The sequence below is a fragment of the Corynebacterium sp. KPL4072 genome, from assembly GCF_037908395.1.
In the GTDB taxonomy this organism is placed as follows: Bacteria; Actinomycetota; Actinomycetes; order Mycobacteriales; family Mycobacteriaceae; genus Corynebacterium; species Corynebacterium kefirresidentii.
Window position 1 is genome coordinate 1 of the sequence record NZ_JBBMGE010000012.1, and the last position, 23535, is coordinate 23535.

Sequence of the window (23535 nt, forward strand, 5' to 3'; positions counted from 1 at the left end):
AATCCTCGGCGGCGCAACCCCACGTGAAATACTTAACGAACTATTCAAGCGTGGCGCATCCACCGCTTGATTCCGCCCCCTCACCCGCTTATTTGCTTTCAATAAAGTCGACGACGCTATCGGCGGTAAGGGGGTACCCTCTATAATTAATTCCCCAAACTAAGATGCAAACGGAAACCAAAAGTTCCCCCTCTAAATTGAACTGATCCCCATTAGTCGGACTGAGAAATCAGTTACCTACTAGTGGGGAGCAGTTGTATGCGCGCACGGTTGTCTGCAGGACAACAGGAAGACTTAGTGGCCCTTTTGAGAAGGGTTTTGGTCACCGAGCTGCAGCTCATCATGTTGGTGTTGGTGTTGATCCAGTTCGTGCTTTGTTTCGTCAGTTCTTGTTACATGGCAAGCTGTGCCTTGTGGAAAAGCCTTCAAAGCAGCAGTACTCCTTCGAGGTCAAAAGGAAGTTGTCCAACGACATCTCACCAGCGAGTCAAAGATGATTCTTGCCCGTGAGCTTGGCCCGTCGTCGGACCAAGTGGTCGAATATTGGTTACGAAAATGGCGCAAAGGCGACGATGACGCGTTAAGGCCGAAGTCGAAGGGCAGGCCTAAAGGTTCAGCTAAGCCGAAGATGCTTACTGAAGAAGACAAACTGCGTCGCGAAAACGAACGGTTGCGGGCCGAGAATGTCTACCTAAAAAATTGCGGAACTTGAGAAATCGGGGACGCGCCTGAAAGGCCAGGCGATCGTCATCCTCAAGTCGCAACACCGCTTGGAGTATCTCCTCGCGGCAGACGGTATGCCACGGGCGACATTCTTCTCCCACCAAAAGCGACTCGGTAAGCCGGATAAGCATGCCGCGGTAAAGCAAGCAATCCTAGAAAGCTTCGAGGCCAACAAGCATCGCTACGGCTACCGGCAACTGCTGCTGGACTTGCGCAACAAGGGCTGGGTGGGTCAACCACAACCTCGTCTACAAGCTCTCTGAGCCTCTCCGAAAGGCGATATCTGCTACTCCAACGCCAAGGATAGAAAGCTTTTAAGGCAAGCCACAGAACTCATTACCAACGATTTAAATCCAGTAATCACCGAGAATAGCCCCGAAAGTCGAACCTTTTACGACGTTGCGTACTGGATTGTTCAACATATTGAACCCCAACACAACCCTAAAACATTTTGCCAACGGAGACCGAGAAGAACAAACAATAACCTTCCCAGAGCTCATAGGAAACTCATTCACAGTTCCTGATCAGAAATACGAACTCGACGAAGATTACGCCGGTAGCGTCTTCAATCAGTTTCACCAAGGAAAGATTCAAGACTAGCTTCTTCTTCCAGAACTGTTGCCCCTACGTAGAGCACTTAAAAAGCAATCTCCCAAAATAAAGGGCACCACTCCTAGACAATAGAGTACACCCTATTGTTACACGTGCCTGCGGCGGAATGTTTGCTGTAAAATAGGGCCGTTCCTAGAATTGTTTTACACATGTCTAGCAGGGTCTAGGCCTTATGTTTACAGAAAGTGGTGAGTGTGGTGTTGTCGTCTGATGGTTTCCATATTGAAAGTCATATTGACTCTGTGCCCGCGTTGGCGCGGGTGAAAGATCTGCATGGTGGACTCTCGTCGGGGCAGCAGGCGTTGGGCAGGATTGTGCAATCCTTGCTTGCTGACGCTGATGCTCTCGACGGCATTCAGCTGTACGCCCTTACGGACGCAATCGAGTCGTATCGTGATGCGGTCATCGCCCAGGAGAATGCTGCCTTTACGCCCTCGCGGGGCGAAGACTAATGGCCAAAAGCTCTGGTTCGCGTGGGCAGCGGGTGGGCTATATCCGTGTTTCGACGGTGGAGCAGAATAATCAGCGCCAGAAAGAACTACTCAATGCTTCCGGCAGGATCGATCGGTTCTTTGAAGATAAGATTTCCGGCCGCACTAAGACTGCCCGCCCTGGGCTTGTCGAGTGTATGGCGTATGTGCGCGATGGTGACGAACTCGTCGTGTCATCGATTGATCGTCTCGCTCGCTCTCTGACAGATCTGCGCGGTATTGTTGATGAACTCACCGGCAAAGGTGTGACTGTTACTTTCTTGCATGAGAATCTCGCGTTTGCGAAAGACACCACGGATCCGCGCGCGGATTTAATGCTGGGCATTTTAGGTTCGTTTGCGGAGTTTGAGCGGGCCATTATCCGCGAGCGGCAGGCGGAGGGGATTGCGTTGGCGAAAAAGGCCGGCAAGTACAAAGGCCGCAAACCCGCGCTTAGCCCGCAACAGGTAGCGGAGATTAAGCGGCGTGCATTGGCGGGGGAGTCGAAAACAGCCTTGGCGCGGGAATTCGGAGTTACCCGACCTACGGTGTATCGGGCGTTGAAAAACGCCTAGATACGGCGGGGCGTGCGGGTGAATATACTCCCCACAGTATGTGCCGTATGGCAGGACATATGTGTAGGCATATGGTAAGACATACGCTTTACCATATGTCTGTCCATATGTAGTTCTACCTGCTGCTTTCCGCTCAAACCCGACGCCGGTTCCGAGAAAGCTGGAATTGGCGATGTGATTATGGCACCACAGTTGGGACCTGGCCAATGGTTGCTTTCGCAGGCGATTATCTTCTTCCGCTCGGACACGCCACCGCGTTGTGTGACGTGAAAGTAGTGTTGATCAAAATATCGCTGCGCCAGCGGGGTGCCAGCGCAGCGATATGCAGGAATACGGACGAGGATTAGTCGTCCTTCAGGCCGCCGATAACCTTGTTGGCCTTGTCCTTGATGCCGTCGGCAGCGTCGGACAGCTTGTCCTTAGCCTCGGAGGTGACCTGGTCGGCCTTGCCCTCGTTAGCTACGTCCTTGTTGTCGGTAGCTTCGCCGTAGGCTTCCTTTGCCTTGCCTACGAGGCCGTCCTTCTTGTTTTCCAAATCGCCCATAATCACTCCTTTGGATTAGACGGATAATGTATGGGCACCAGTGTACGCACTTTCAACGCAGGTCGTCGAAAAAGTTTCTGAGCAACGCGGCGCACTCTTCTTCAAGAACGCCGCCGCGAACCTGCGGGGTAAAGGGCGCAGTGGGGGCACGAAGGACATCGATTAGCGAGCCGCACGCGCCGGTCTTGGGTTCAAAAGCGCCGAAGACTACCGAACCCACACGCGCCGCCTGCAAGGCTCCGGCGCACATGGCGCAAGGCTCCAAGGTGACGACAAGCTCGCAGCCGGAAAGGCGCAGACCGTCTCCATAGACGCGCACTGCTTGCCGGATGGCCTCTACCTCGGCGTGGGCTGTGGGATCGGCGCGTTGCTCGCGACGGTTTACTCCGGTGGCGAGTTCTTTTCCGGCGGCATCAAAAAGCACCGCACCCACCGGCACATCGCCTGCCGGGGTGCACTTGGCGACGTCCAGGGCGCGGCGCATGCGGGCCTCTGCGCGCAGGAGGGGCTCAGGCGTTATCAATGACGTCTTCCAGTTCATCGCCGAAGCCGAGCTCGCCGGCGATGCGCAGCAACATATCAGAAGGCCAGTCTTCGTCATTGTCGATGATGTAGCCCACCTGATCCTCGGATAGGCCGAGATCGGCGAAGATATCGAAATCGCCCTCACCATAAGGGTCGGCCTCTTCAGGGTCCACATCCGGGATTTCATGGTCGTTGATATCCATGAAATCGGCCGCAAAGTCATCATCAACGCCATAGGTGGCATCCGAAATGAGCATCTTCACCCCGCCCGGCACGGGGCGCACGGCAATGAAATAGGCATCCTCCACACACAGCAGCGCGAACGCAGCGCCCTCAGAGCGCAGGCTGCGCACCGCATTAATGGAGGTCTGCGGATCCTCGAAGTCATCGTTGAAGCTGCGCACCAGCCACTGGCCCGCAGTGCGGGCGACGGTTACCGCGAAGGAGTAATTTTCGTTGCTCATACCTCGTGAGATTAGTCGTGTTGTGCCACAATTGTCACCGTGAGTTCTCAAGATGTTCAACGCCCCATCTGCATAATCGGTCTCGGCCTCATCGGCGGCTCATTGCTGCGCGATCTAGCCGGATATAAACACCCCGTTTTTGGATATAACCACTCCACTTCTGGCGCCCGCACTGCAGTAAAGCAGGGCTTTGACGTCACCGATGATCTTCCCGCTATTTTGACCCGCGCGGAAGCGGAAAACGCGCTCATTGTGATTGCTGTTCCCATGACCGCAGTGGGCGAGGTCCTCGATGCCATCCAGGAGCACGCGCCTAGCTGCGGCATTACAGATGTGGTTTCCGTGAAGACCGCGGTACGCCAGCAGGTCCTCGAACGCGGCATGGAATCGCGCTATGTGGGCGGCCACCCGATGGCGGGCACCTCCAAGTCCGGTTGGGATAACTCCCAGCGGGACCTCTTCCGCCGTGCGGCGTGGGGCATTACTTATGACTATGCCGCAGAGTGCGAGGCGCGTGGGGAAAAGATTCCTAAGCAGTGGATTGAGACCTTTACCGAGGTTGTACGCATGACGCAGATGGTGCACGCGGAGGCGGTTCCTATTCGCGTAGCTAACCACGATGCTGCGGTGGCGCGCATTTCCCACCTGCCGCATGTCTTCGCCGAAATTCTCGCCGTGGTGGGCGATAACGGCGGAATCTTGGCGCAGTCCCTGTCTGCCGGTTCCTTCAAGGACGCCACGCGCGTGGCCGGTACGCACCCGGAGCTAGTGCAGCAGATGTGCGAAACCAATGCCCCGGCGTTGGTGGAGGCTTTGGACGAGGCCTTGGATTTGCTTCGCGACGCCCGCGAGAAGCTCGACTCCCCCGAGCCTTCCATCGCCGAGCTTTCCGACGCCGGTTATCGCGCCCGCACCCGTATCGATGCCCGTTCTGGCGCGCGCAAGGAATCGGTTTCCCCGATCAAGATTTCTTCCCGCCCGGTGCTGCGCCTGCACCCAGGCGGCCCGAACTGGGTGGCGCAGCTGCGCCAGTCCGAGTCCCTGGGCGGGCGCATCGAGATTTTCTAGCGCTTGCGACCCCGCAGGCCAGGAATCCGGGATACTACCGCGGCGGCAATAAGACCTAGCACTGCTATTCCGGCATAAAACCAAGCGTGGTCGGCGCTGGTCTGCGGGGTTTTCGGCGGTTCGGGAGTGGTTTCCGCGGTGAGAATCGCTTCCTTATCGCGTCCGCTCACTACTCCCTCGATCCACTCCTTGGTGCCGGCCAGCGTGGTAATAGCCGCACTAGGTGAAGGCAAGTCTGGGTCCCCGTTCGCGGTGCCCGCCGTGGCGAGTCCGGCGAGCTTACCGTCTACAAAGAAGGGGCCGCCGGAGTCACCACCCTGCATGCCGGCTCGGCCGGTGGAGTGTACGTCGAGGATGGCGCTTTCAATGAGTGGCATCGGGCCATCTGGCGCCCCACCCGGCATCGCCTCGCTGGCTGGCACGCTTTCTGTACCCTCCGGCATTTTAAGTCCCGGCATGGCCTCGGCCGCGGGAACGCTTTCTCCGCCATCGGCATCCGCACCGGCGCTCGCGGCAGCGTCCGCGCCAGCAGGTTCGGCGGGGCTACCGCCGAGGAGCTCGGCTACTTCCATTTCCGCTTGGGGCAGCTGACCGCGGCGCGCCATAGAAGAACTACTGCTCCAACCGTAGAGTGTGCCGCGTTTGCCCGGTTCCGGAACTTGGGTGGAAATCTCTGCGGGCTTTGTATCGGTGACAGGGGCGGTGAGGTGGAGAAGGGCGGCGTCGGAAAGCGGGGACAGTGCCCAGGAATCAGTGTCGTAGGTGGTTCCGTTGATGCGGGCCTGGGTGCCCGTGTTATTCACGGACTCGAGGCAGTGACGTGCGGTGAGCACCCATTGGGCGGCCACGAGAGTACCGGTACAATCACCGAAACTACCCACGCGTCCTATCTTGAGTTGGGCGACAGTCTGGGCCTCCGGGGAGTCCGTAGCTGGATCGCCGTGTTCGAGAGCAGTGGCCGGGGCGGCAGTCAGTGCCACGATGCTGGCGGCGAGCAAGGCGGGGAAAATTTTGTGCTGCATGATTAGTCCTTCTTTCCGGCAGGAACGGCGATGGCAATGGCTTTGGCGACGGCCCATTCGGCCGGCCCCTTCCCTATCAGGCGGCGCCACAGGGTTGCGATAACGAGGAAGAGGGCAATGAAGGCACAGGCCCAGGCGGTGTTGTGCAGGGCGATGTGGCTTTGCCAGTAGTAGGCGGTGAGCACGTGCAAGATGTAGATGCTCAGCGACATCGCACCCAGCGCAGCAAAGGGATAGACCAGCTTGGACGCAGCTCGACCAGCAAGCAGGCAGAGATGTAGGACGACTGCAGCAACGGCAATGGACAGCACGATCTCACCCACGACACCGGTGTGGCCGGTAAAACGTAGCCAGCCAGGAATGTCCGTAGTAAAGCGGAAGTAAAAACCGATAGCGGCAACGATGCCGGCTATAGCAGTGGAAGCCCACTGCGCAGCTGCGCGTTGCTTGCGAATATAGATTTCATAGAGCAGCATGCCGGCGAAGAAATAAGCGATATAGGCCAGCAGTGGGTAGACCTGCGGTAGGGTCAGCGGAGCGTATTTCACGGTCGCGGCTACGGTGGCCGCAGCGAAAAGGATTAGCTTCCAGGCCCAGTGCAACGGGGGAACCCAGCACAGCAACATCATGGTGATGCCAATTACTACTAGGACGACCTGAATCTCTCCTCCAAGGGGCAGTAGAGCAAGGCCGATGAGTGTAATTATGCAGCCTCGGGCGAGGATGCGCAGAAGCGTCGTCACCGTGAAATTGCGGGCAATGATCATCAATGTGATGCCCGCCAAAATGGCAAAAAGCGCGGCGGGCAGGCCGTTGAGAATGACTTTGGTATGCCACACGAGGGAGGCCATGTGCAGGACTACCATGCCAATAATGGCAAGTGAGCGGGCTATATCAAGCCCAACGATGCGCGAAGATGCGGACACCGGGCGTTCTCCTTCAAGACAGAGGGGAGCGCGTTGCCGCAGTCCCCTTATTAATAAAGACTTTCTTTTTCTACTAAGTCTGTCTGGGAGGTTGCTGTGAACGTTTTATACGTGTCCTGCATTTTATAAAGGGGTTACATATGACTTATTGCGGCAGTGAAAATCCGCCTAATCGCGGAAGTTATCATCGCGATATTTGCGCGACCGAGAGGGATCAGCAGCAAGCTTGAGAAGCGGGGCGCATATTAGACCAAGCACAACTCCGCCCAGAAGGAGCCACAGGCTCCCAGAACCGAGCCATAGTGCGAGGCCAAGGACAATGCCGGCAATGAGACCCGGCAGCAATGAGGAAGACTTCATAGACGGGCACCTGCGAAATAGATTAGATACAAGAAAAGCCGCCCGAAGGCGGCTCATTTTGTGCGCCCGGAGGGATTCGAACCCCCAACCTTCTGATCCGTAGTCAGATGCTCTATCCGTTGAGCTACGGGCGCAGACCGTTGGTAAGCAGTGCGTGCGCTCTGCTGTGCAACGAGAAGTAACTATACCCACGGTCTGGGAAACTACCAAATCCCCAGTTCACTTGGTGTTTACCCACGAGAAGCAGGAAGGCTTTAGGAAGGAATGAGGGCGGCAACTTCGACGTCGGAAAGCAGGGCGTCCCGGAAAGCTTGCAGGGTGGCCTCGTGGTCGAAGTCAATGCCGATGAGAACAATTTCAGCACCAGGGGTCACGCCATTGGCCGCCCAGAGGGACGCGGGCATGATCTGGAGGTTCGGGCCGGCTTGCTGCCAGGCGTGCGCAACGCGCAGATCGGTATCGATCCAGCAATAACCCTTGGAACGCACCAGACCGGTACTGGCCCGCAGGGCGGCAAGTAAGCGCTCGCGATTAAAGGGCCGATCCGCACGAAAGACCACCGAGGAGATGCCATATTCCTCGGTCTCGGGAGTATGTGGGTTGGCCAGTTCTTCGGCGTAGCCGTGATAGGCGGCAGCGGTAGCTGTGTCATACAAGTGGGCATCGAGGACGAGTCGCGGGTCGATGACACCGTTGGTAACAATCACGACGCGGGCACGGGGGTTCATGGCGCGCACGGTAGCGATGACCCGTTCGGTTTCGGCAGCATCAACCAAATCAGTCTTGGTGATGAGGATAAGGTCAGCAAACTCAACTTGGTCCACTAGGAGGTCAGCCACGGTGCGGTCGTCGCCAGGCGTGGCTTCGATGTTCTGGGACGCGAGACTCTTGCCGCGGCGTAAGTGCGTCAGGAAGGTCGAGGCGTCAACGAGGGAAACCATGGTGTCGATAGACGCGGCTTCGGCAAGCGTCGTGCCATCCTCAAACTCCCACTCAAAGGTGGCCGCAACGGGCATAGGCTCGGAAATGCCGGTGGATTCGATGACAATCTGATCGAAGCGGCCGGAGCGGGCGAGTTTGCCCACGGATTCGATGAGATCCTCGCGCAAGGTGCAGCAGATGCAGCCATTGGATAGCTCGACAAAGCGATCCTCGCCGCGCTCAAGGTGGCCCTCGCCGGCAACGAGGGCGGCGTCAATATTGACCTCGGAGAAGTCATTGACAATGACGGCCAGCTTGCGCCCCTCGCGGTTAGCAAGCAGGTGGTTTAAAAGCGTGGTTTTTCCGCTGCCCAAAAATCCGGACAGCACGGTAACGGGTGTAGCCATTCCCTAATGATAACGTTTTTCATTAGGGAATGGCTAAGTCACCTAGATTGAGAGGCCGAAGATAGGCACCGCCAGCAGGTACACCGTAAGGGTAATAAGGAAGATGCCGATGATATTGAGTCCGAGACCGCCCTTGATCATCTCGCCAATCTTGACGTAGCCAGAGCCATAAGCAATGGCGTTCGGCGGGGTGGCCACGGGGAGCATAAATGCACAGGTTGCCGCGAGCGCCACCGGAATGGTGAGCAGAAGGACGTTGATATCTCCCTCCGCGGTCAGGCCAACACCCACGGCAACGCCGCCCATGATTGGAATGAAGGTGGCAGCCGTTGCGGTATTAGAGGTGATCTCAGTCAGGAAGAGCACCAGTGCGGCTACGGCGGCGACGATAAGGACAACTGGGAGGACGCTCAGTCCCTTAGCCATCTCACCAATCCACAGGGACAGTCCGGAAGAATTAAAGACCGAGGACAGCGACAGGCCGCCGCCGAAGAGCAAGAGAACGTCCCACGGCATCTCATTGGCAGTCTTCCAGTCGAGCAGTCGAGTGCGACGCTGATTATCCGCCGGAAGAATAAAGAGCACGATGCCGGCAGCGATACCCACGATGGCATCGTCATAGTTCTCAAATTCCTTAAGCACCAGCGGCAGGATTACCCACGCTGCGGCGGCCAGAACAAAGATGATGCCGGTCATAATCTGAGGGCGGGTCCAAGGGCCGAGGGCCTTAATCTCATCGTCGATAAGCTCACGGCCGCCCGGAATATCCTTCATCTCTGGCTTGAAAATGGTGATAAGTAGTGCCCAAGCAATCAGCAGGAAGATCACGGCGAGCGGCACACCGACCGCCATCCATCGACCAAAGCCAAGGGTAACGCCCCAGGTATCGGCCATATACGCGTTCAGGAAGGCATTCGGCGGGGTGCCAATGAGCGTGCCCAGCGAACCAATGGACGCGGAATAGGCAATGCCCAGCATGAGGGCCGTGGCAAATTTCTTTTGCTTCTCCCAGCCACCTACGGTCTCTGCGGTCAGCGCGAGCACCGAGGTACCAATAGGCAACATGACCACGGCCGTAGCCGTATTAGAAACCCACATGGACAAAAATCCGGTGGCCAGCATAAAGCCCAAGATAAGGCGCTTGGGAGAGGTACCAATCACCTTCACCACATAAAGGGCCAAGCGGCGGTGCAGGTTCCAGCGCTGCAGGGACAGCGCGATGAGGAAGCCACCCATGAACAAGAAAATGGTGGCGGAGGCATACGGGGCGCCTACTTCCTTGATTGATCCGACGCCAGCTAGAGGGAAAATAACCAACGGAAGCAGCGCGGTGGCAGCGAGCGGAATAGCTTCAGTCATCCACCACACGCCCATAAGGATCGTCACCGCTGCAACAGCGCGGATGGCACCAAGCGTGTACTCGGCTTCCGGATCTGCGCCAGAGGAGCCTTGGACTGTCTCAATGGCATTGGAGGGGAAAATAAAGAAGACAAGTACCGCCAATGCCAAGCCCGCGAAGAGGCCAATAAACTGCCGGCGCCATTCGCCGCGTGGGACTTTAGGGGCTTCGTCACCTTCGGTGTGGGCGGTGGATTCGTGAGTATGCGGGGTGGTCATACCGCGCGCTCCTTCACTAAGAGAGGACTGTGCTGAGGGATATGCTCCGTACTTCCCAGGTTATTAGCTGGCCTAGACAGCAAATAGAAAGTTATCTAATTCACTGCGAAGCATGCACTGACCATACAAAACATGTGACGCAGAAACCATATCCCGTCACAATAAACCACCCCCGCACCCCCGAATAGCACACACCACACCTGCCTAAAACCAGAAATGGTTCCACCACTCCTCCACCCCCGATCGATGAAGGATGGGTTAAATGCCCAGGACGGTCTTAGCAATGAGGAAGTAAATAATGAGGCCCGTAGCATCACAGAAGGTAGAGATAAACGGGTTAGAAAAGACCGCCGGATCGGCACCGATGGTCTTAGCCACGATGGGCATCAGCCCGCCTACGGTCGCAGAAATCGAGCAAATCAAAAACAGCGTCGAACCGATGACCAAGCCGATGCTCATGCCATAGACCAGCGTAGCCAGGCCCAGTCCCGCCAAGCCGAGCACGGCGCCTAACAACATGCCGACGCGTAGCTCGCGCCACAAAACGGCAACGAGGTCGCGGGTGCGGACATCGCCCAGCGCCAAAGCACGAGTCACAGTGGTGGCAGCCTGATTGCCGGTATTGCCACCGGTGCCGGTCAGCAGCGGGATAAATAGTGAGAGAACCACGGCCTTGGCCAGCGTGCCTTCAAAGGAGTCCAATACTTGCACAGTCAACAGCGCAGAAACTGCCAGCACGAGCAGCCATACGATGCGCGAGCGCACCAGCTTGAGCAAAGGCGTGGATAGGTACGGCTGTTGAAGGGCCTCGGTACCGCCAGCACGAGCGGAGTCCTCGCTATCTTCTTCCTCCACAATGTCCGTAGCATCGTCCCACGTCAGCAGACCAACCAAGCGGTGCGAATCATCCACGATTGGCAGCGCAAGAATGTCCAATGGGAGGAACCAACGCGCGGTTTCTTCCGCATCAGCACTAGCACGGGCAAAAATGGGGTCGTGCATAATATCGGCCATGGTCAGCGCGGCATCAGCGGTGAAGATTTCGCGCAGGCTCACCACCCCCACAAGACGCCTATCCTCGCGGGTAATGGGCACGGTGTAGATAGTTTCCAGCTCATGTGCGGTCTCCCGCAGTTTAAACAGCGCGTCCCTAACGCTCATGTCCGGGTGGATTCCAGGCACCTCGGGTGACATTCGGCGCCCCACCGAACCCTTGACATAGCCCAACACCACGCCCGTGACATCGCGCTTGGATTGAGTCAGTGAGCGCAGCAGCCGGTCCGCAATCTCCGCGGGCAGCTCATCCAGCAAAGCCACGCGGTCTTCCGGGTCAAGCTCGTCGAAGAACTCATAGACATCAGCATTGCCCAGCTCATCGATGATATCGGCCTGATGCTTTGCATCGAGGGCATCAAAGACGACGATTGATTTCTGGCGCGGCAGCAAGCGCAGGGCCAAGGCCGACCGGACGGCATTTTGCCGCTCGACGACGGCGATGAGTTCCTGCAGGGGCACCCTCTCCAGGAGTTCCTGGAGGCGCGGGGCCTTGGTGGGGTCAATGGCGTCTTCTTGTTTGAGCCATGCCTCGACAATATCGCTAGCCCGCTCGGTGGTCTCCGCCATGGCCTACCCGCCTTTCCAGCCCCAGGTTATTGACTTCAGCCTTCTTAGACTACGTCATTTGCCCAGAAAATCCGCCAGAGATCCTCCCTGGCCGCATGACGACGCCCAGAAGCCACCTCAATGACGACACCGGGATGACTACAGGAATAGACCCCACAGGGCGAAGGCTGCCAGCAAAGACACCAGACCGGCGGTACTGGCCAAAATGATTGCATGCGGAAGGGGAGCCTGGGAAGACAGGGCGACGTCGACAAGCGAGGCACGTTGCCACACCGCCAAGACCAGCGCCAGCACCCCGGCGGCAAGGAGGACGAGCGGCAAGAAGACGTGCACACTCACCGCCCGCATCACGCCTAGCAACACTAAGGAAAGCGCCAAAAGGGTGCGCTGCCAAGACAGGCGCGTGCGCTCTGGTTGCAGACCAGGATCAAAGGGCTGGTTAGACAAGGAACTCGCCTACCAAAAGCGCACCAGCCACCACCACGATTACAGCAACAAGGACCGGAAGGCCGAAACTAAACGGTAGCGATCGATTCTCTCGCATTGCGCGCTCTGATTGCTTCCAATGCCCCCACGCCACCACGGGCAAGATTATGGCGACTATCAGCATGAAGACCGATACCGCGGCACGCAGGGTGCCTGGCAGCGGAACGTCAAAGGCCTCAAGTGCTACTCCGCCAGCAATCAACGCCAGGGAAGTGCGAATCCACGCCAGGAACGTGCGCTCATTAGCGAGCGTGAAACGCGGATCAGGGTCGGTGCCAACTGCAAACACCGAACGGGGAAACCTCGAGTCACTCATGGGCACCACTTTATATTCATTTGTCTCTTGCGTCGCGACAAGCCCACGCAACGCTTCGCCTTTCCGTAGCCTCATAGGCACAGGCCAGCCCCCTGAGCAAAGGAGCATCCATCCCCTATGAACCTGCGCTTGTGCAACTACGTGCCATCCTCCCCGAACGAGGACGAGTTTTTCAGCAAAGAGAACATCAAGCGCGTTAGCACCCCAAATACCCGCCCCGATGCCACCGGCTTGCGCGAGGCCGTTATTAATAACGGCCCTTGCCCGTCCAAGAACCATACGAAATTCGATTTCCTCTTCCAGCTCTTCCATATGGGTAGCATCGTAATTCTGGGACTCTTCCCCTTTGCTCTTACCGGACTCGATTTCCGCATCGCCTTGCTCATCAGCCTGCCTATCATCGCATTCGGCATTTCCAAGCCCGTTCGCTGGCTGGCCTCGACCCACAATGAGCGCACTCTGCTCCGCACAGCGTGGGCCAATAACTGGCTCGAGTTTTATCCGGTACTGGTGGGAAACTTCTACCACTTTGATACCAAGGAAGAAAAGAACCCTGTAGGCGATGACCACTATTACTTCCACCAGGCGCGCATCATGGTGTTCTTTCCTGATGGCTCCACAGAAGTACTACCAGAGCTCGCAACCGTGAAAGCTGTCGACTATCCGCCCGAATTGATGAGGTCAGATGGCACCGCCATTGCGGAAAACCCCGACGATCTGCGTGTGAGCCCCACCGTTAATAATGGCTGGGCACTACTGACCGTGCTCGCCGGTGACCCGGTATCCGCCGGTACTCCCGACATCGGCTTGAAAGAGCAACAAATAGAAGCAGCGCTTGCCCAGGTGGAGCGCGAGTGGGCACCCGGCATTCTGAATTAACCCGCTGCAGCGAGTTATAGTCGGGCCCATGATTGAAGTTGCCGCCGTAGTTTTCCGTAATTCCTTTGGCCATGTCCTCACCGTGCGCAAAAATTCTTCCACCAAGTTCCAGTTACCTGGCGGCAAGCTTGAGGCTGGCGAAACCCCCACACAGGCCGCAGCCCGCGAGGTCGCAGAAGAAATCGGTGTGGAGGTCCGCCTCCCGGAGCTTTCCCGGCTCGGCATCTTCGACGCACCAGCCGCCAATGAACCCGGCGAAACCGTGCGCGGCCACATTTTTACCTATCCGCGCCCAGTCCTTGCCCGCGCAGCCGCAGAGATTGCCGAACTCGCATGGGTAGACCCCACCAACCCAAAGCGGGAGCTCGCCCACCTGCTGTGCGACGAGGTCTTTCCTGCCCTAGAATCCTAAGGCCCTGCTTGATCCCTTAAGAATTTCCTATTGCAGCTCCTGGGAGGGCAACCTAGAGTTATTTTCATCAGAATTGAGTGATGAAAGGACTGACCTCCATGCCGCAGCAATCCACACCGGGACCTATCGTGACGATTACTTTCCTCGTCCTAGGAGTCATTAGCTCTGTTATCGCCATTCTCATGGTGCCTGCCCTCTTCCACGAGGTCACTTCCCTGCGCGCTGCGGCTTTTACCGGAAGCTTCATCTTCGGCGTTGGCATGCTCACGCTCTTCCGCCGCTGCGCCAAGTACCAGCGCAAATAGCAGATTTCTCCGCTTTACGGAGCCGACGAGAATAGAAAACGCGAATTAAAAAATCCCGAGCGTGCGCGCTCGGGATTGAATGGCGGAGATGAGAGGATTCGAACCTCCGGACCCCAGAAGGGTCAACTCCTTAGCAGGGAGCCCCATTCGGCCGCTCTGGCACATCTCCACGGTTCACAAGGAACCTCGTTTGAGAATACCTGCCTGCCCCGCCGCTGCCAAACTAGCCCCCTGCTTTCGCTCCCGCAACAAAGGCGCAGGCCCTACAGTGGTAGGCATGATTCGCCCCGATCTGAAAGCCATCCCTGCCTATGTCGCTGGTGCGCGCAACGATGACGCACTCAAGCTCTCCTCTAACGAGGCGGCTCACCCACCCCTGCCAGAAGCGGCCGCGGCCATGGCGGAGGCAGCCGCACAGGCTAATCGCTACCCGGATATTGCGGCCACCGCACTGCGCGAGGACCTAGCCGCGCACCTGGGCGTGGATCAGCAGCAGGTAGCGGTGGGCACCGGCTCCTCCGCATTGTGCCAACAGCTGGTAGAAATTGCCGCCACCCCTGGCGAAGAAATCCTCTTCCCATGGCGCTCCTTCGAGGCCTACCCCATCTTCGCCCAAGTCGTGGGAGCCCACCCTATCCCGGTTCCGCTCAGTACAGATCAGCGCGTGGATCTTCCTGCCATGGCGAAGAAAATCACGGATAAAACCAGGCTCATCTTCGTGTGCAATCCCAATAACCCATCGGGCACCACGATTACCAAGGCCGAGTTCGCCGCATTCATGGATGCCGTGCCTGCCGACGTACTCGTAGCCCTCGACGAGGCCTATATCGAATACAACCGCGCCACCGACACCCCGCTGGGCACGGAGCTGGTGGGTACCTATCCCAACCTGGTGTGCCTGCGCACCTTCTCTAAGGCTTATGGCCTGGCCGGGGTCCGCATCGGTTATGCCTTCGGCCCGGAAAATATCATTGAAGCCCTCAATAAGGTGGCTATCCCCTTCTCCGCCAGCACCGTGGCACAGGTTGGCGCCCGCGCGGCACTGGCGGCGCAGGATTCGCTGCGGGAGCGTACCGAGGAGACCGTCGTCCAGCGCGAGCGCCTAGAAGCAGCCCTGAAGGACTGGGGCGTGCCACATTCCGAGGCGAATCACGTGTGGCTGCCGGCTAAGAATCTTGCCAGTCTGGGCACTCCACAGGAGATAGCCGCCCACCTAGCTGAACGCGGCGTGCTCGTTCGTGCCTTTAGCGAGGGCATTCGTATTACCGTTACCACCAGGGAAGAAACCGACGCCTTACTGCAGGCGTGGAACGCAACCATAGGAGGCTAAATGCGATCGCTCATTAACTTCGCCCTGAATGTCTTTGCCATCGCGGTGGCGCTGTGGGCCGTGGTCACTGTCATTCCCGGAATCTCCATCACTCCGGCTGAAACCGGAAATTTCATCGCCATTGCCATCGTCTTCATCATCATTAATGCCGTAGTCACGCCGGTGCTGCGCATCCTCGGCGCACCGCTGACGTGCCTGACACTCGGGCTTTTCTCCCTCGTCATAAACGGCGCAGCGCTCATCATCGTGGAGTGGGCGCTCAATACGCTTGACCTCGGAATTGGCCACCTTGTCATCGACTCTTGGGGCGCCGCGATTATCGGCGCCATCGTGCTTTCCATTGTCAGCAGCGTCATCAATTTCTTTACCAGTCCGCTGCGCCAGCGCGATTAGCCGCCCGCAAAAGGCGGCAGGACGTCCACGCGGGTCACGCCGGCCAGGGGGGAATCCATGACGGTGTTCCCAGCGCCGTCGATAAGAAAGCTACAGCGCCCCAGCACTTCTTTCAGGCTCATGCCGGCCGCAGTGGTGCCGGTATGGTCCTTGCCCAACTGCACTACCAAATCACCCAAGGTAGCGGGAGCGTCTACCTGCTCAGAAGCCACCCCCGCGGCGGCGCGTGCGGCAGCGAAATAGTGAACGGTCAACATGCCTTCTACTATGCCTACGCACCCCTGCCGTGTCGAGACCGTGGGTAAACTAACCGTCATGCGCACACCTGAAACCCACGCGCGCGAGGTCGCCGCGGCCCTGCCCGTACGTCACGTGACCACCGTGGCCCTCAATCAGGCACAGGATATGGTCTTAGCTGCGGATATCCGCGCTGATTTCCCTTCCCCGCGCTTTGATAATTCACAAATGGATGGCTACGCCCTTCCCCAGTGTGCGGCCGGGACTTACCAGGTAGGCCCCACCATCGCCGCCGGCACAGAGCCCGCCCAAGTGCTCCACGGCTCACTCAACGCGGCCTGCCCCATCATGACCGGCGCCAAAGTTCCGGAAGCAACTGCAGCCATCGTGCCCATTGAGCACTGCGAACCACAAGAATTCCTCGCCCCGGGTGACCGTGTCACCGTGCCGGAGACCTCACCTGGGCAATTCATCCGCCGCGCCGGCTCGGACTTAGAAGAAGGCGCCCTCCTGGCAGCCCAAGGCGATAAGCTCACACCGGTCCGCTTGGCCGCCCTTGCTTCCCAAGGCATCGCCGAGGTGGAGGTCTACCGCCCCGCCCGGATCCTCATCTGCACCGGCGGAGCAGAGATTGGCAGTGGTAGCGCCGCCATCCCTGACGCCAATGCGCCGTTATTGACGGCATTGGCCCACCGCGCCGGCATCGACGTCGCGGGCTATATCACCACCGATGATGACCCGCAGGCCCTAACCCACGCTTTCACAGACGCCATTGCACAGCATCACCCGGACGCCATCATTACCTCGGGCGGAATCTCTGCTGGCAAGTTTGAAGTAGTACGCCAAGTGCTCGATGGCTGGTTTGGTCATGTGGATCAGCAGCCTGGCGGGCCACAGGGTATCGCTGCTTTCCACGGCACGCCGGTGATCTGTCTGCCGGGAAATCCCATTTCCACGTTGGTAAGTTTCCGCCTCTTCGTGGCCCCGGCACTGGGCTGGGCTCCGGAGCCATTCCGCGTTCCGCTCGCGGCAGGCATTGAAGGCCTCCCATGCAAGGACCAATTTCGCCGCGGGCGCGTCGATTCCCACGCCCATATCCTCGGTGGCGCTAGCTCCCATCTGCTCGCCCAAGCGGCCGATGCCACCCATCTCATCCGCATCCCTGCCGGCCAACGCCTTGCGGAAGGCCAAGAAGTCGAGGTTTACCCACTATGAGTCCGCAACGCACCGCCATCGTCATCGTCGCCTCTACTCGCGCCGCCGCGGGTATCTACGAGGACCGATCCGGCCCCATCGCGGTAGATTTCCTGCGACGCAAGGGCTTTGACTGCCCCGCTGCACGCATCGTCCCCGATGCCGATATTGCCGCCACCGTTGCTGCCGCCTTCGCCGAAGAACCCTCGGTCATCTTGACCTCTGGTGGCACCGGCCTGACCCAAGACGACAAGACGGTAGAGGCTGTCGCGCCGCATATCACCCGCGAGCTGCCTGGCATCGCAGTGGCCTTCTGGCAGAAAGGCTTGGAAAGCGTGCCCACCGCGGTGGCTTCCCGCGCGATTGCCGGTGTTAATGACTCCACCTTTGCTATGACGCTGCCTGGTTCCACCGGCGGGGTAAAAGACGGCTGTGCGGTTTTGGATAAATTAATTGTTCCGATCGTCGATATGTTAGAAGGAGTACATGAGCACTGATCCCTCCTATGTGGCCGAACAGACCGGCTGCACCATTGGCACGCTTTTGAGCGATCAGCCCCTTGAATCCCACCTTGCCGCTGCCAAGGAAGAGACCGCCACGGCCGCCATGGGTGCCGTTGTCACCTTTGAAGGCGTCGTCCGCGATCATGATGGCGGCCGGCCGAATGTCACCCTTCTTTCCTATAGCGCCCACCCTTCCGCGCCAGAGAAGCTGCAGGACATCACCGACGCCGTCTCCTCCAGCCATCCGGTGCGCCTCTGGGCCGCTCACCGCACGGGGGATCTTCAGGTCGGCGACCTGGCCTTTGCCGTAGTTGCGGCCGCCGCGCACCGCGGCGATGCCTTCCGCGCGGCCGAAGAATGCGCCGATCGCGTCAAGGCAGAAGTGCCTATCTGGAAGGAACAAAGCCACGGCGATGGCTCCACTAACTGGGTGGGTCTGGAATGAGCATCCGCTATGCCCGCCAAGAAGCGCTCTGGGGCGAGGAGGGACAGCGCAAGCTCGCTCAAGCCCACGTAGCGGTTATTGGCGCCGGCGGCCTGGGCTCCCCCGCCTTGCTCTACCTCGCTGGCGCGGGCGTAGGCCGCATTTCGCTTTTCGACGACGACGTGGTCTCCCCCTCCAACCTGCACCGGCAGGTCATCCACAGCACCCCGACCATTGGCACCGCGAAGACCGAGTCGGCCGCGGCTGCCCTCCACGCGCTCAATCCTGAGGTAGAAATCAGCTGCCACGGCCGCCTCGAAACGGCCACCGCCCTCGAGCAATTGCGCGGCTGCGACGTGCTCCTCGATGGCACGGATAATTTCGACGCCCGCTACCTGTGCTCATGGGCCGCCCATAGCTTGGGCATTCCGCACATTTGGGCCTCTATCTTGGGATTCGATGCGCAAATGAGCGTCTTTTGGTCGGGCAAGGGCCCCGTGTACGAGGATGTCTTTCCCACTGCCCCTGCCCCAGGCGAGGTTCCTTCGTGCTCCCAGGCCGGCGTTCTGGGGCCGATCGTCGGCGTGGTGGGATCCGCGATGGCCTTGGAAGCCTTAAAAATCATTACCGGCGTCGGCACCCCGCTTATGGGCACGCTCGGCTACTACGAGGCCCTTTCTGGGACGTGGGAGTATATCCCCATCCGTTCCACCGGGGCGGAGCCTACCCAGCCGGACGATGCCCCCGAGGTCCGCGAGATCCCTGCTCACGCCATGCTTATCGATGTCCGCACCGACCCCGAGCGCGCCCGGTCCACCATTCCTAATTCAGCGCATCTGCCCCTCAACCGCATCCTCGCCGGTGAAAACCCCGATATCGCACCGGGCGAGGTAGCCGTTATATATTGCGCCAGCGGCATCCGCTCCGCCCAAGCCGTCCACGCTCTGCGCGAGCGCGGATACTCACAGGTGGTTTCCCTGCGTGGCGGCATTAACGCGTGGTTGGAACAACAAGGAGCGTGTTAACGCGCCCCCACTGCGAGCCGTCTAGACCCTTCTATTCTTGTCTTCTTTTCCGCGAACAAAGAGGAACCAGATCAGCGGTCCTAAGAAGGGCAGTGTGAAGGTAGCGACGATAAAGAGCACCTTCGCCGCAAGCGTGTACCCAGAAAAAATGATAGAAATTAAGGCCGCTATCCAGAACGCGACGAGCAAAAGGATGGGAAGGAACCCGAGGAACCACCACGTATCGTTAGGGTTAGTAGATTCCGCTGCTGCTAGGTAAAACTCCGAAGTGCTCATGGTGTCCTTTCGACGAGTAATTTTTATCTTCGCTACAGAGCTTGATCACAATCACATCTCACTTGCCCTGTACATTTCCAAGATTAAGTCTGCGCCGCACCAGGCGCGTCATCCCCCGGTATGAAACGCCGCAGCACCACAATAAGCAGGTTTTTACCCCAAGCCGTTTTCCGGTGCCCCGCCATGACCAAGTTCGGGTTAACACCATCCAGGGTGAGGCCTCCCGGGATAGCCGCACATAAGTAAAACGAGAAAACGGTAACTCCTAGCGTGAGCCAGAAGCTACCGAGGTATCGCCGAGCCATAAATTATGACGTTGGCGGAGACGGCGGGATTTGAACCCGCGGAGGAATAAACCTCGCCGGTTTTCAAGACCGGTGCATTCGGCCGCTCTGCCACGTCTCCATGGTGTTCTTCGAAAACACTCATCGTGTCTACGAAGCAACTTGGTCAGTGTACTAAATAGATAGCCCGGTTTCCCAAAAAGCCACCTGCAACACTGAATGTCGCAGTAGGTTACTCCGAATTTCGTGGCACAGGACACACAAGGTTCGTTAGATTGGATCCATGACTACAACACACATGAAGGCCATCGTTCAGACCGATCCGCAGGATCGCCGGTCCTTAGAGCTCCGCGAAGTCGAGGTCCCTAAGCTGCGCTCGGGAGAAGTACTCGTCAAAGTGCAGGCAGCCGGCGTTAACCGCGGCGATATCCTGCAGACGATGGGTGCCTATCCGCCGCCACCGGGGGCATCGGAAATCTTGGGCTTAGAAGCAGCAGGCACCATCGCCGATGCCGGGGATACGAACTGGGAGGTAGGCACCAAGGTGGGCTGCCTGCTCGCGGGTGGTGGCTACGCCGAATACGTCGCGGTTCCGCAGGGCCAGCTGCTTCCCGTGCCCGAGGGGTTCAGCGTTGAGGAAACTGCAGCAGTGGTTGAGGTCGCGTGCACCGTGTGGTCCAACCTAGGCATTGAGGCGGGCCTTCACGAGGGCCAACGCGTCCTCATACATGGCGGAGGCGGCGGCGTTGGCACTTTTGCCATCCAGGTAGCCAAGGCGTTGGGCGCAGAGGTAGCGGTGACGGCCGGGTCACAGGAGAAGTTGGATCGTTGCCGCGAGCTGGGCGCCGATATTCTCATCAACTATAAGGAGCACGACTTCGTAGAAGAGTTGAAGGGAAGCTGCGACGTCATTTTGGACATCATCGGCGCGAAATATCTGGAAAAGAATATGAAATGCCTGGCTAAGGACGGCAAGCTCATCATCATTGGCATGCAGGGCGGTACTAAGGCGGAAATCAACTTGGGCGCCATGCTGCCCAAGCGCCTGACCATCCAGGGTACAACGGTGCGCGCCCGCGACTTAGAAGACAAGGCACGGATTGTGGCGGGCACGGTAGAAAATGTGTGGCCCATGCTGGAAGACGGCCGCGTAAAGCACGCGCTGCACGCTACTTACCCGCTTGCCGACGCCGCCCAAGCCCACACTGCCCTAGACAGCGGCGAGGTCACCGGCACCCTGGTGCTTACCGCTTAAGCCAGTGAGGCTACAACACGGGTGAGGTGTTCGACGTCGTGATAAGTGTTGAAGGGGCCAAGCGCAACGGTAACGGCGCCGCCGATTTCCTCCACGCCCATCTCCGTTAGCAACGGGGTCTGCGGGGCAAGCGTGGTGACCAGACCATTATCAAAGAGACGCTTGTACACGGTCTCCGCTGGAACACCCCTCACGGCAAAGGTAAGGCGCGGCAGGCGATCATCGGATGCGCCTGCGGCCGCCTCTCCCGTCACTCCGAGGATGTGTACGGCAGGCAGGGTGCTCAAGAAGGAATAAAGGTCCCCGCGCAGGTCCTCGAGGTAGGCGCTAAGCGCATCCATAGAGGTGCGCAGGCGCTTGCGGCGGGAGCCATTCTCCCCACCGGCGAGGGCGGCAAGATGGTCCACGAGTGGTCCGACACCGCCGGCCAGGCCAGAGGAAATTGGCGTTTCCAGCTTGCGAGCGCCCTTGCTGGCATGCACCGGATCAAGGGCATCGAGGCGGCGGAACATACGGGTATCGCGGAATACCAAGGCCGCTAGCTGCGGGCCGCCCAGCAGACCAAGGTCGAGACCCAAGATATCGGCACCGAGCTCATCGAAGTTGATGGGGCGGTAGGGGGCGATCGCAGAGACGTCGAGAAGCGTCCAGGCGCGAGAGCGTTCATGCACGGTGTCTATGATCTCAGCCGTCGGGGAGACCGTACCCAAAAGCTCGTGGGCGGCAGAGAAAGCGACAAGTCGCGTGGAGCCGTCGACAAGCTCGGCGAATTGGAACCCCGGCAACTCACCCGTGCCTAAGTCCGGCTGGGCCCAGCGGGTTTCTGCTTTGACCTCAGAAAATGCTGAATACAGGGAAGGCGGGTCCAGCTTTGAGAGCACTAGTGAGGAATTGCTGCCGAGCAGCGGGCGCGCCGCATGCGCCAAGGACTGGTAAAGAACCGGCAGGGAGGGGCCGAGCACCACGCGGTCTGCTTTGGAACCGGTCAGATCCGCTACGGCCATGCGCGCAGCGGTGTAATTCCCATCTCCTTCCAAGCGCCCCGGCGCGGGTGTGGCAGAGTGGGCGCCACCCGGCCCTTCCTGGGGCGCCACCGCAGTAGACATACGGAAAGAGCGGGCCACGCCGGAGGCTACTCGCTCAGAAATCTGGGGAACCGCGTGCGCGTTAAGGTAGGTCCAACCATCAGATAGCCCGGTGTATAAACCGCGCACACTGAATACGTCATAGTGCGCCGAAGCTCCTGCTGGCATTTCGGTCCCTTCTTTTTCGCGCTAGGCATCGCCACTCAGTGGCGGTCGATTCCCTACTGTATACGCGTTTGGCCCAAGTTTCCCAAATCTGGATTTTCGCTGAATACGGCCGTTTTCGCAGGCTAGCGGCGTGTAGTTCCCGTTTGCCCAGCCCGCGCGCTAGGGTGTTGAGCGTGCAAGATAACAATCAACTGCGCGCTGATATCGCCCGCATGACCTCCCAGCCAGACGGCGAGGCCACCCCAGCGTCCCAGTCCGAGACCCTCAAGGCCGCCTTCGCGGACCTTGCGCAGGGTGCACAGCAGCGCGAGCTGTGGTTCAAACTGGGTATTCAAGATATTAAGCAGCGCTACCGCCGCTCTGTCCTGGGCCCGTTTTGGATCACCATCGCCACCGGCGTGATGGCCCTCGCCTTGGGCCTTTTGTACTCCATGCTCTTCCAGATTCCCGTCGCGGAGTTCCTCCCCCACGTCACCGTGGGCCTTATTATGTGGACCTTCATTTCGGGCTGTATCAAGGAAGGCTCCACCGTCTTCATTGATAATGAGGGCTTGATTAAACAGCTTCCCGCCCCTCTTTCGGTGCACGTCTACCGCCTGGTGTGGCGCCAAACATTATTTTTGGGCCATAACCTCATCATCTGGCTGTTGCTTATCCTCATCTTCCCGCGCAGCCTGGGTTGGGAGTTCTTCCTCTTTATCCCAGGCTTGGCGTTGTTGTTGGTCAACGGCGTGTGGGTCACGATGTTCTTTGGCATCATTGCCACCCGCTTCCGTGACGTAGCCCCGCTGCTGGAGGCTTTAACCCAGCTCTTGTTCTACGTCACCCCGATTGTGTGGATGACTAATACCCTGAAGGATCAGGGCGGTGCTGTGGCCGGGCGAGCCCGCATCGCGGAGATCAACCCGCTCTATCACTACCTAGAAATCGTCCGCGCACCCATGATCGGTGAGCCGGTAGCCGCCTACCACTGGTGGATCGTTATCGGCTGCACCGTGCTCGGCCTGCTCATCGCCGGCTTGGTCATGCGCAAGTGGCGCTTCCGCGTCAGCTACTGGGTCTAAGCCCACGCCCTGTACTTGTGGAGATTCCTCGAAAGGATACTG

General features: G+C 58.7%; 28 protein-coding genes, 3 tRNA genes and 1 pseudogene. 15 read left to right on the plus strand and 17 right to left on the minus strand.

Annotated features, from left to right (window positions below; translation table 11 throughout):
* Positions 1–404 precede the first annotated feature (404 nt).
* From WMP97_RS11275 to WMP97_RS11285, 3 genes and pseudogenes are all read left to right on the plus strand, one after another.
* Positions 405–993: pseudogene (locus WMP97_RS11275) on the plus strand (IS3 family transposase); the annotation flags it as partial.
* 536 nt (positions 994–1529) lie between these two features.
* Positions 1530–1787 (plus strand): hypothetical protein, encoded by a 258-nt coding sequence (locus WMP97_RS11280; RefSeq protein ID WP_340440525.1) that lies wholly within the window; start codon positions 1530–1532, stop codon positions 1785–1787.
* Positions 1787–2380 carry a recombinase family protein gene (locus WMP97_RS11285; RefSeq protein WP_239206278.1) on the plus strand — a complete coding sequence of 198 codons (594 nt, stop codon included), beginning with the start codon at positions 1787–1789 and terminating at the stop codon, positions 2378–2380. Before WMP97_RS11280 ends, WMP97_RS11285 begins: the two co-directional genes overlap by 1 nt.
* Positions 2381–2723: 343 nt before the next feature.
* Here WMP97_RS11285 and WMP97_RS11290 read toward each other — a convergent pair whose 3' ends face one another.
* The 3 genes from WMP97_RS11290 to WMP97_RS11300 are packed head-to-tail and all read right to left on the minus strand — an operon-like array spanning position 2724 to position 3913.
* Complete coding sequence (locus tag WMP97_RS11290; protein WP_239208484.1) at positions 2724–2924, minus strand: CsbD family protein; 201 nt, start codon at positions 2922–2924, stop codon at positions 2724–2726.
* Positions 2925–2976: 52 nt separating this feature from the next.
* Positions 2977–3408 carry a nucleoside deaminase gene (locus tag WMP97_RS11295; protein WP_340440531.1) on the minus strand — a complete coding sequence of 144 codons (432 nt, stop codon included), beginning with the start codon at positions 3406–3408 and terminating at the stop codon, positions 2977–2979.
* A 25-nt stretch (positions 3409–3433) separates the two neighbouring features.
* A complete protein-coding gene (locus tag WMP97_RS11300) occupies positions 3434–3913 on the minus strand; it encodes a tRNA adenosine deaminase-associated protein (RefSeq protein WP_023020373.1) in 480 nt (159 codons plus the stop codon).
* Positions 3914–3952: 39 nt separating this feature from the next.
* Between WMP97_RS11300 and WMP97_RS11305 the strand changes: the two genes are divergently transcribed.
* Complete coding sequence (locus WMP97_RS11305; protein ID WP_301715860.1) at positions 3953–4981, plus strand: prephenate dehydrogenase; 1029 nt, start codon at positions 3953–3955, stop codon at positions 4979–4981.
* On the opposite strand, the gene WMP97_RS11310 is transcribed toward WMP97_RS11305, so the two are convergent.
* The 9 genes from WMP97_RS11310 to WMP97_RS11350 form a co-directional block, all read right to left on the minus strand.
* Entirely contained in the window at positions 4978–6003 is a 1026-nt protein-coding gene (locus WMP97_RS11310; protein WP_301715861.1) for a trypsin-like serine protease, read from the minus strand. The genes WMP97_RS11305 and WMP97_RS11310 overlap by 4 nt on opposite strands.
* 2 nt (positions 6004–6005) lie before the next feature.
* Positions 6006–6929, minus strand: a complete 924-nt coding sequence (locus WMP97_RS11315) for a DUF418 domain-containing protein (RefSeq protein WP_301715862.1) — start codon at positions 6927–6929, stop codon at positions 6006–6008.
* Between the two features lie 168 nt (positions 6930–7097).
* Positions 7098–7289 (minus strand): hypothetical protein, encoded by a 192-nt coding sequence (locus tag WMP97_RS11320; protein ID WP_086588618.1) that lies wholly within the window; start codon positions 7287–7289, stop codon positions 7098–7100.
* 61 nt (positions 7290–7350) lie between these two features.
* A tRNA-Arg gene (locus WMP97_RS11325) sits at positions 7351–7423 on the minus strand.
* Between the two features lie 120 nt (positions 7424–7543).
* A complete protein-coding gene (locus tag WMP97_RS11330; protein ID WP_316330987.1) occupies positions 7544–8617 on the minus strand; it encodes a GTP-binding protein in 1074 nt (357 codons plus the stop codon).
* A gap of 42 nt (positions 8618–8659) precedes the next feature.
* The gene (locus tag WMP97_RS11335) at positions 8660–10234 is read right to left on the minus strand and encodes an SLC13 family permease (protein WP_200288385.1); all 1575 of its coding nucleotides are present in this window, start codon (positions 10232–10234) and stop codon (positions 8660–8662) included.
* A 258-nt stretch (positions 10235–10492) separates the two neighbouring features.
* Positions 10493–11857 (minus strand): magnesium transporter, encoded by a 1365-nt coding sequence (mgtE, locus tag WMP97_RS11340; RefSeq protein ID WP_023020367.1) that lies wholly within the window; start codon positions 11855–11857, stop codon positions 10493–10495.
* A gap of 138 nt (positions 11858–11995) precedes the next feature.
* Positions 11996–12304, minus strand: a complete 309-nt coding sequence (locus WMP97_RS11345; protein WP_200288386.1) for a DUF202 domain-containing protein — start codon at positions 12302–12304, stop codon at positions 11996–11998.
* Positions 12297–12659, minus strand: a complete 363-nt coding sequence (locus tag WMP97_RS11350; RefSeq protein ID WP_049359000.1) for a YidH family protein — start codon at positions 12657–12659, stop codon at positions 12297–12299. Before WMP97_RS11350 ends, WMP97_RS11345 begins: the two co-directional genes overlap by 8 nt.
* 117 nt (positions 12660–12776) lie before the next feature.
* Here WMP97_RS11350 and WMP97_RS11355 point away from each other — a divergent pair, with 117 nt between their 5' ends.
* From WMP97_RS11355 to WMP97_RS11365, 3 genes are all read left to right on the plus strand, one after another.
* Complete coding sequence (locus tag WMP97_RS11355; RefSeq protein WP_340440526.1) at positions 12777–13538, plus strand: hypothetical protein; 762 nt, start codon at positions 12777–12779, stop codon at positions 13536–13538.
* Between the two features lie 28 nt (positions 13539–13566).
* A complete protein-coding gene (locus WMP97_RS11360; RefSeq protein WP_340440527.1) occupies positions 13567–13950 on the plus strand; it encodes an NUDIX hydrolase in 384 nt (127 codons plus the stop codon).
* Positions 13951–14030: 80 nt separating this feature from the next.
* Positions 14031–14255, plus strand: coding sequence for a hemolysin III family channel protein (locus WMP97_RS11365; protein WP_200288390.1), 225 nt, complete (start codon positions 14031–14033; stop codon positions 14253–14255).
* An 80-nt stretch (positions 14256–14335) separates the two neighbouring features.
* Here WMP97_RS11365 and WMP97_RS11370 read toward each other — a convergent pair.
* Positions 14336–14424 (minus strand) — tRNA-Ser (locus WMP97_RS11370).
* A 108-nt stretch (positions 14425–14532) separates the two neighbouring features.
* Between WMP97_RS11370 and hisC the strand changes: the two genes are divergently transcribed.
* Positions 14533–15585, plus strand: coding sequence for a histidinol-phosphate transaminase (gene hisC, locus WMP97_RS11375; RefSeq protein WP_034656168.1), 1053 nt, complete (start codon positions 14533–14535; stop codon positions 15583–15585).
* On the plus strand, positions 15586–15978 hold the full coding sequence (locus tag WMP97_RS11380) for a phage holin family protein (protein ID WP_023020361.1): 393 nt from the start codon (positions 15586–15588) through the stop codon (positions 15976–15978).
* Here the strand turns inward: WMP97_RS11380 and WMP97_RS11385 are convergent.
* Positions 15975–16235 carry a MoaD/ThiS family protein gene (locus WMP97_RS11385; protein ID WP_023027795.1) on the minus strand — a complete coding sequence of 87 codons (261 nt, stop codon included), beginning with the start codon at positions 16233–16235 and terminating at the stop codon, positions 15975–15977. The two genes, WMP97_RS11380 and WMP97_RS11385, sit on opposite strands and share 4 nt — an antisense overlap.
* 58 nt (positions 16236–16293) lie before the next feature.
* Between WMP97_RS11385 and WMP97_RS11390 the strand changes: the two genes are divergently transcribed.
* From WMP97_RS11390 to WMP97_RS11405, 4 genes are read left to right on the plus strand one after another with little or no spacing between them, the layout of a single operon-like run.
* The gene (locus WMP97_RS11390) at positions 16294–17430 is read left to right on the plus strand and encodes a molybdopterin molybdotransferase MoeA (RefSeq protein WP_340440528.1); all 1137 of its coding nucleotides are present in this window, start codon (positions 16294–16296) and stop codon (positions 17428–17430) included.
* A complete protein-coding gene (locus WMP97_RS11395; RefSeq protein ID WP_023020358.1) occupies positions 17427–17906 on the plus strand; it encodes a MogA/MoaB family molybdenum cofactor biosynthesis protein in 480 nt (159 codons plus the stop codon). The genes WMP97_RS11390 and WMP97_RS11395 overlap by 4 nt, the downstream gene beginning before the upstream one ends.
* Positions 17896–18357, plus strand: a complete 462-nt coding sequence (locus tag WMP97_RS11400) for a molybdenum cofactor biosynthesis protein MoaE (protein ID WP_023020357.1) — start codon at positions 17896–17898, stop codon at positions 18355–18357. Before WMP97_RS11395 ends, WMP97_RS11400 begins: the two co-directional genes overlap by 11 nt.
* Positions 18354–19361 (plus strand): ThiF family adenylyltransferase, encoded by a 1008-nt coding sequence (locus WMP97_RS11405; RefSeq protein ID WP_340440529.1) that lies wholly within the window; start codon positions 18354–18356, stop codon positions 19359–19361. The genes WMP97_RS11400 and WMP97_RS11405 overlap by 4 nt, the downstream gene beginning before the upstream one ends.
* 21 nt (positions 19362–19382) lie before the next feature.
* On the opposite strand, the gene WMP97_RS11410 is transcribed toward WMP97_RS11405, so the two are convergent.
* Complete coding sequence (locus WMP97_RS11410) at positions 19383–19637, minus strand: PLD nuclease N-terminal domain-containing protein (RefSeq protein WP_023020355.1); 255 nt, start codon at positions 19635–19637, stop codon at positions 19383–19385.
* A gap of 317 nt (positions 19638–19954) precedes the next feature.
* Positions 19955–20042: transfer RNA gene (locus WMP97_RS11415), tRNA-Ser, on the minus strand.
* Between the two features lie 177 nt (positions 20043–20219).
* On the opposite strand from WMP97_RS11415, the gene WMP97_RS11420 reads away from it, so the two are divergent.
* Entirely contained in the window at positions 20220–21176 is a 957-nt protein-coding gene (locus WMP97_RS11420) for an NAD(P)H-quinone oxidoreductase (protein ID WP_340440532.1), read from the plus strand.
* Here WMP97_RS11420 and WMP97_RS11425 read toward each other — a convergent pair.
* Positions 21173–22429, minus strand: coding sequence for an aminotransferase class V-fold PLP-dependent enzyme (locus tag WMP97_RS11425; RefSeq protein WP_340432125.1), 1257 nt, complete (start codon positions 22427–22429; stop codon positions 21173–21175). The two genes, WMP97_RS11420 and WMP97_RS11425, sit on opposite strands and share 4 nt — an antisense overlap.
* A gap of 212 nt (positions 22430–22641) precedes the next feature.
* Between WMP97_RS11425 and wzm the strand changes: the two genes are divergently transcribed.
* Positions 22642–23493 carry a galactan export ABC transporter permease subunit Wzm/RfbD gene (wzm, locus tag WMP97_RS11430; protein ID WP_051138321.1) on the plus strand — a complete coding sequence of 284 codons (852 nt, stop codon included), beginning with the start codon at positions 22642–22644 and terminating at the stop codon, positions 23491–23493.
* The last annotated feature ends 42 nt before the right edge of the window (positions 23494–23535 follow it).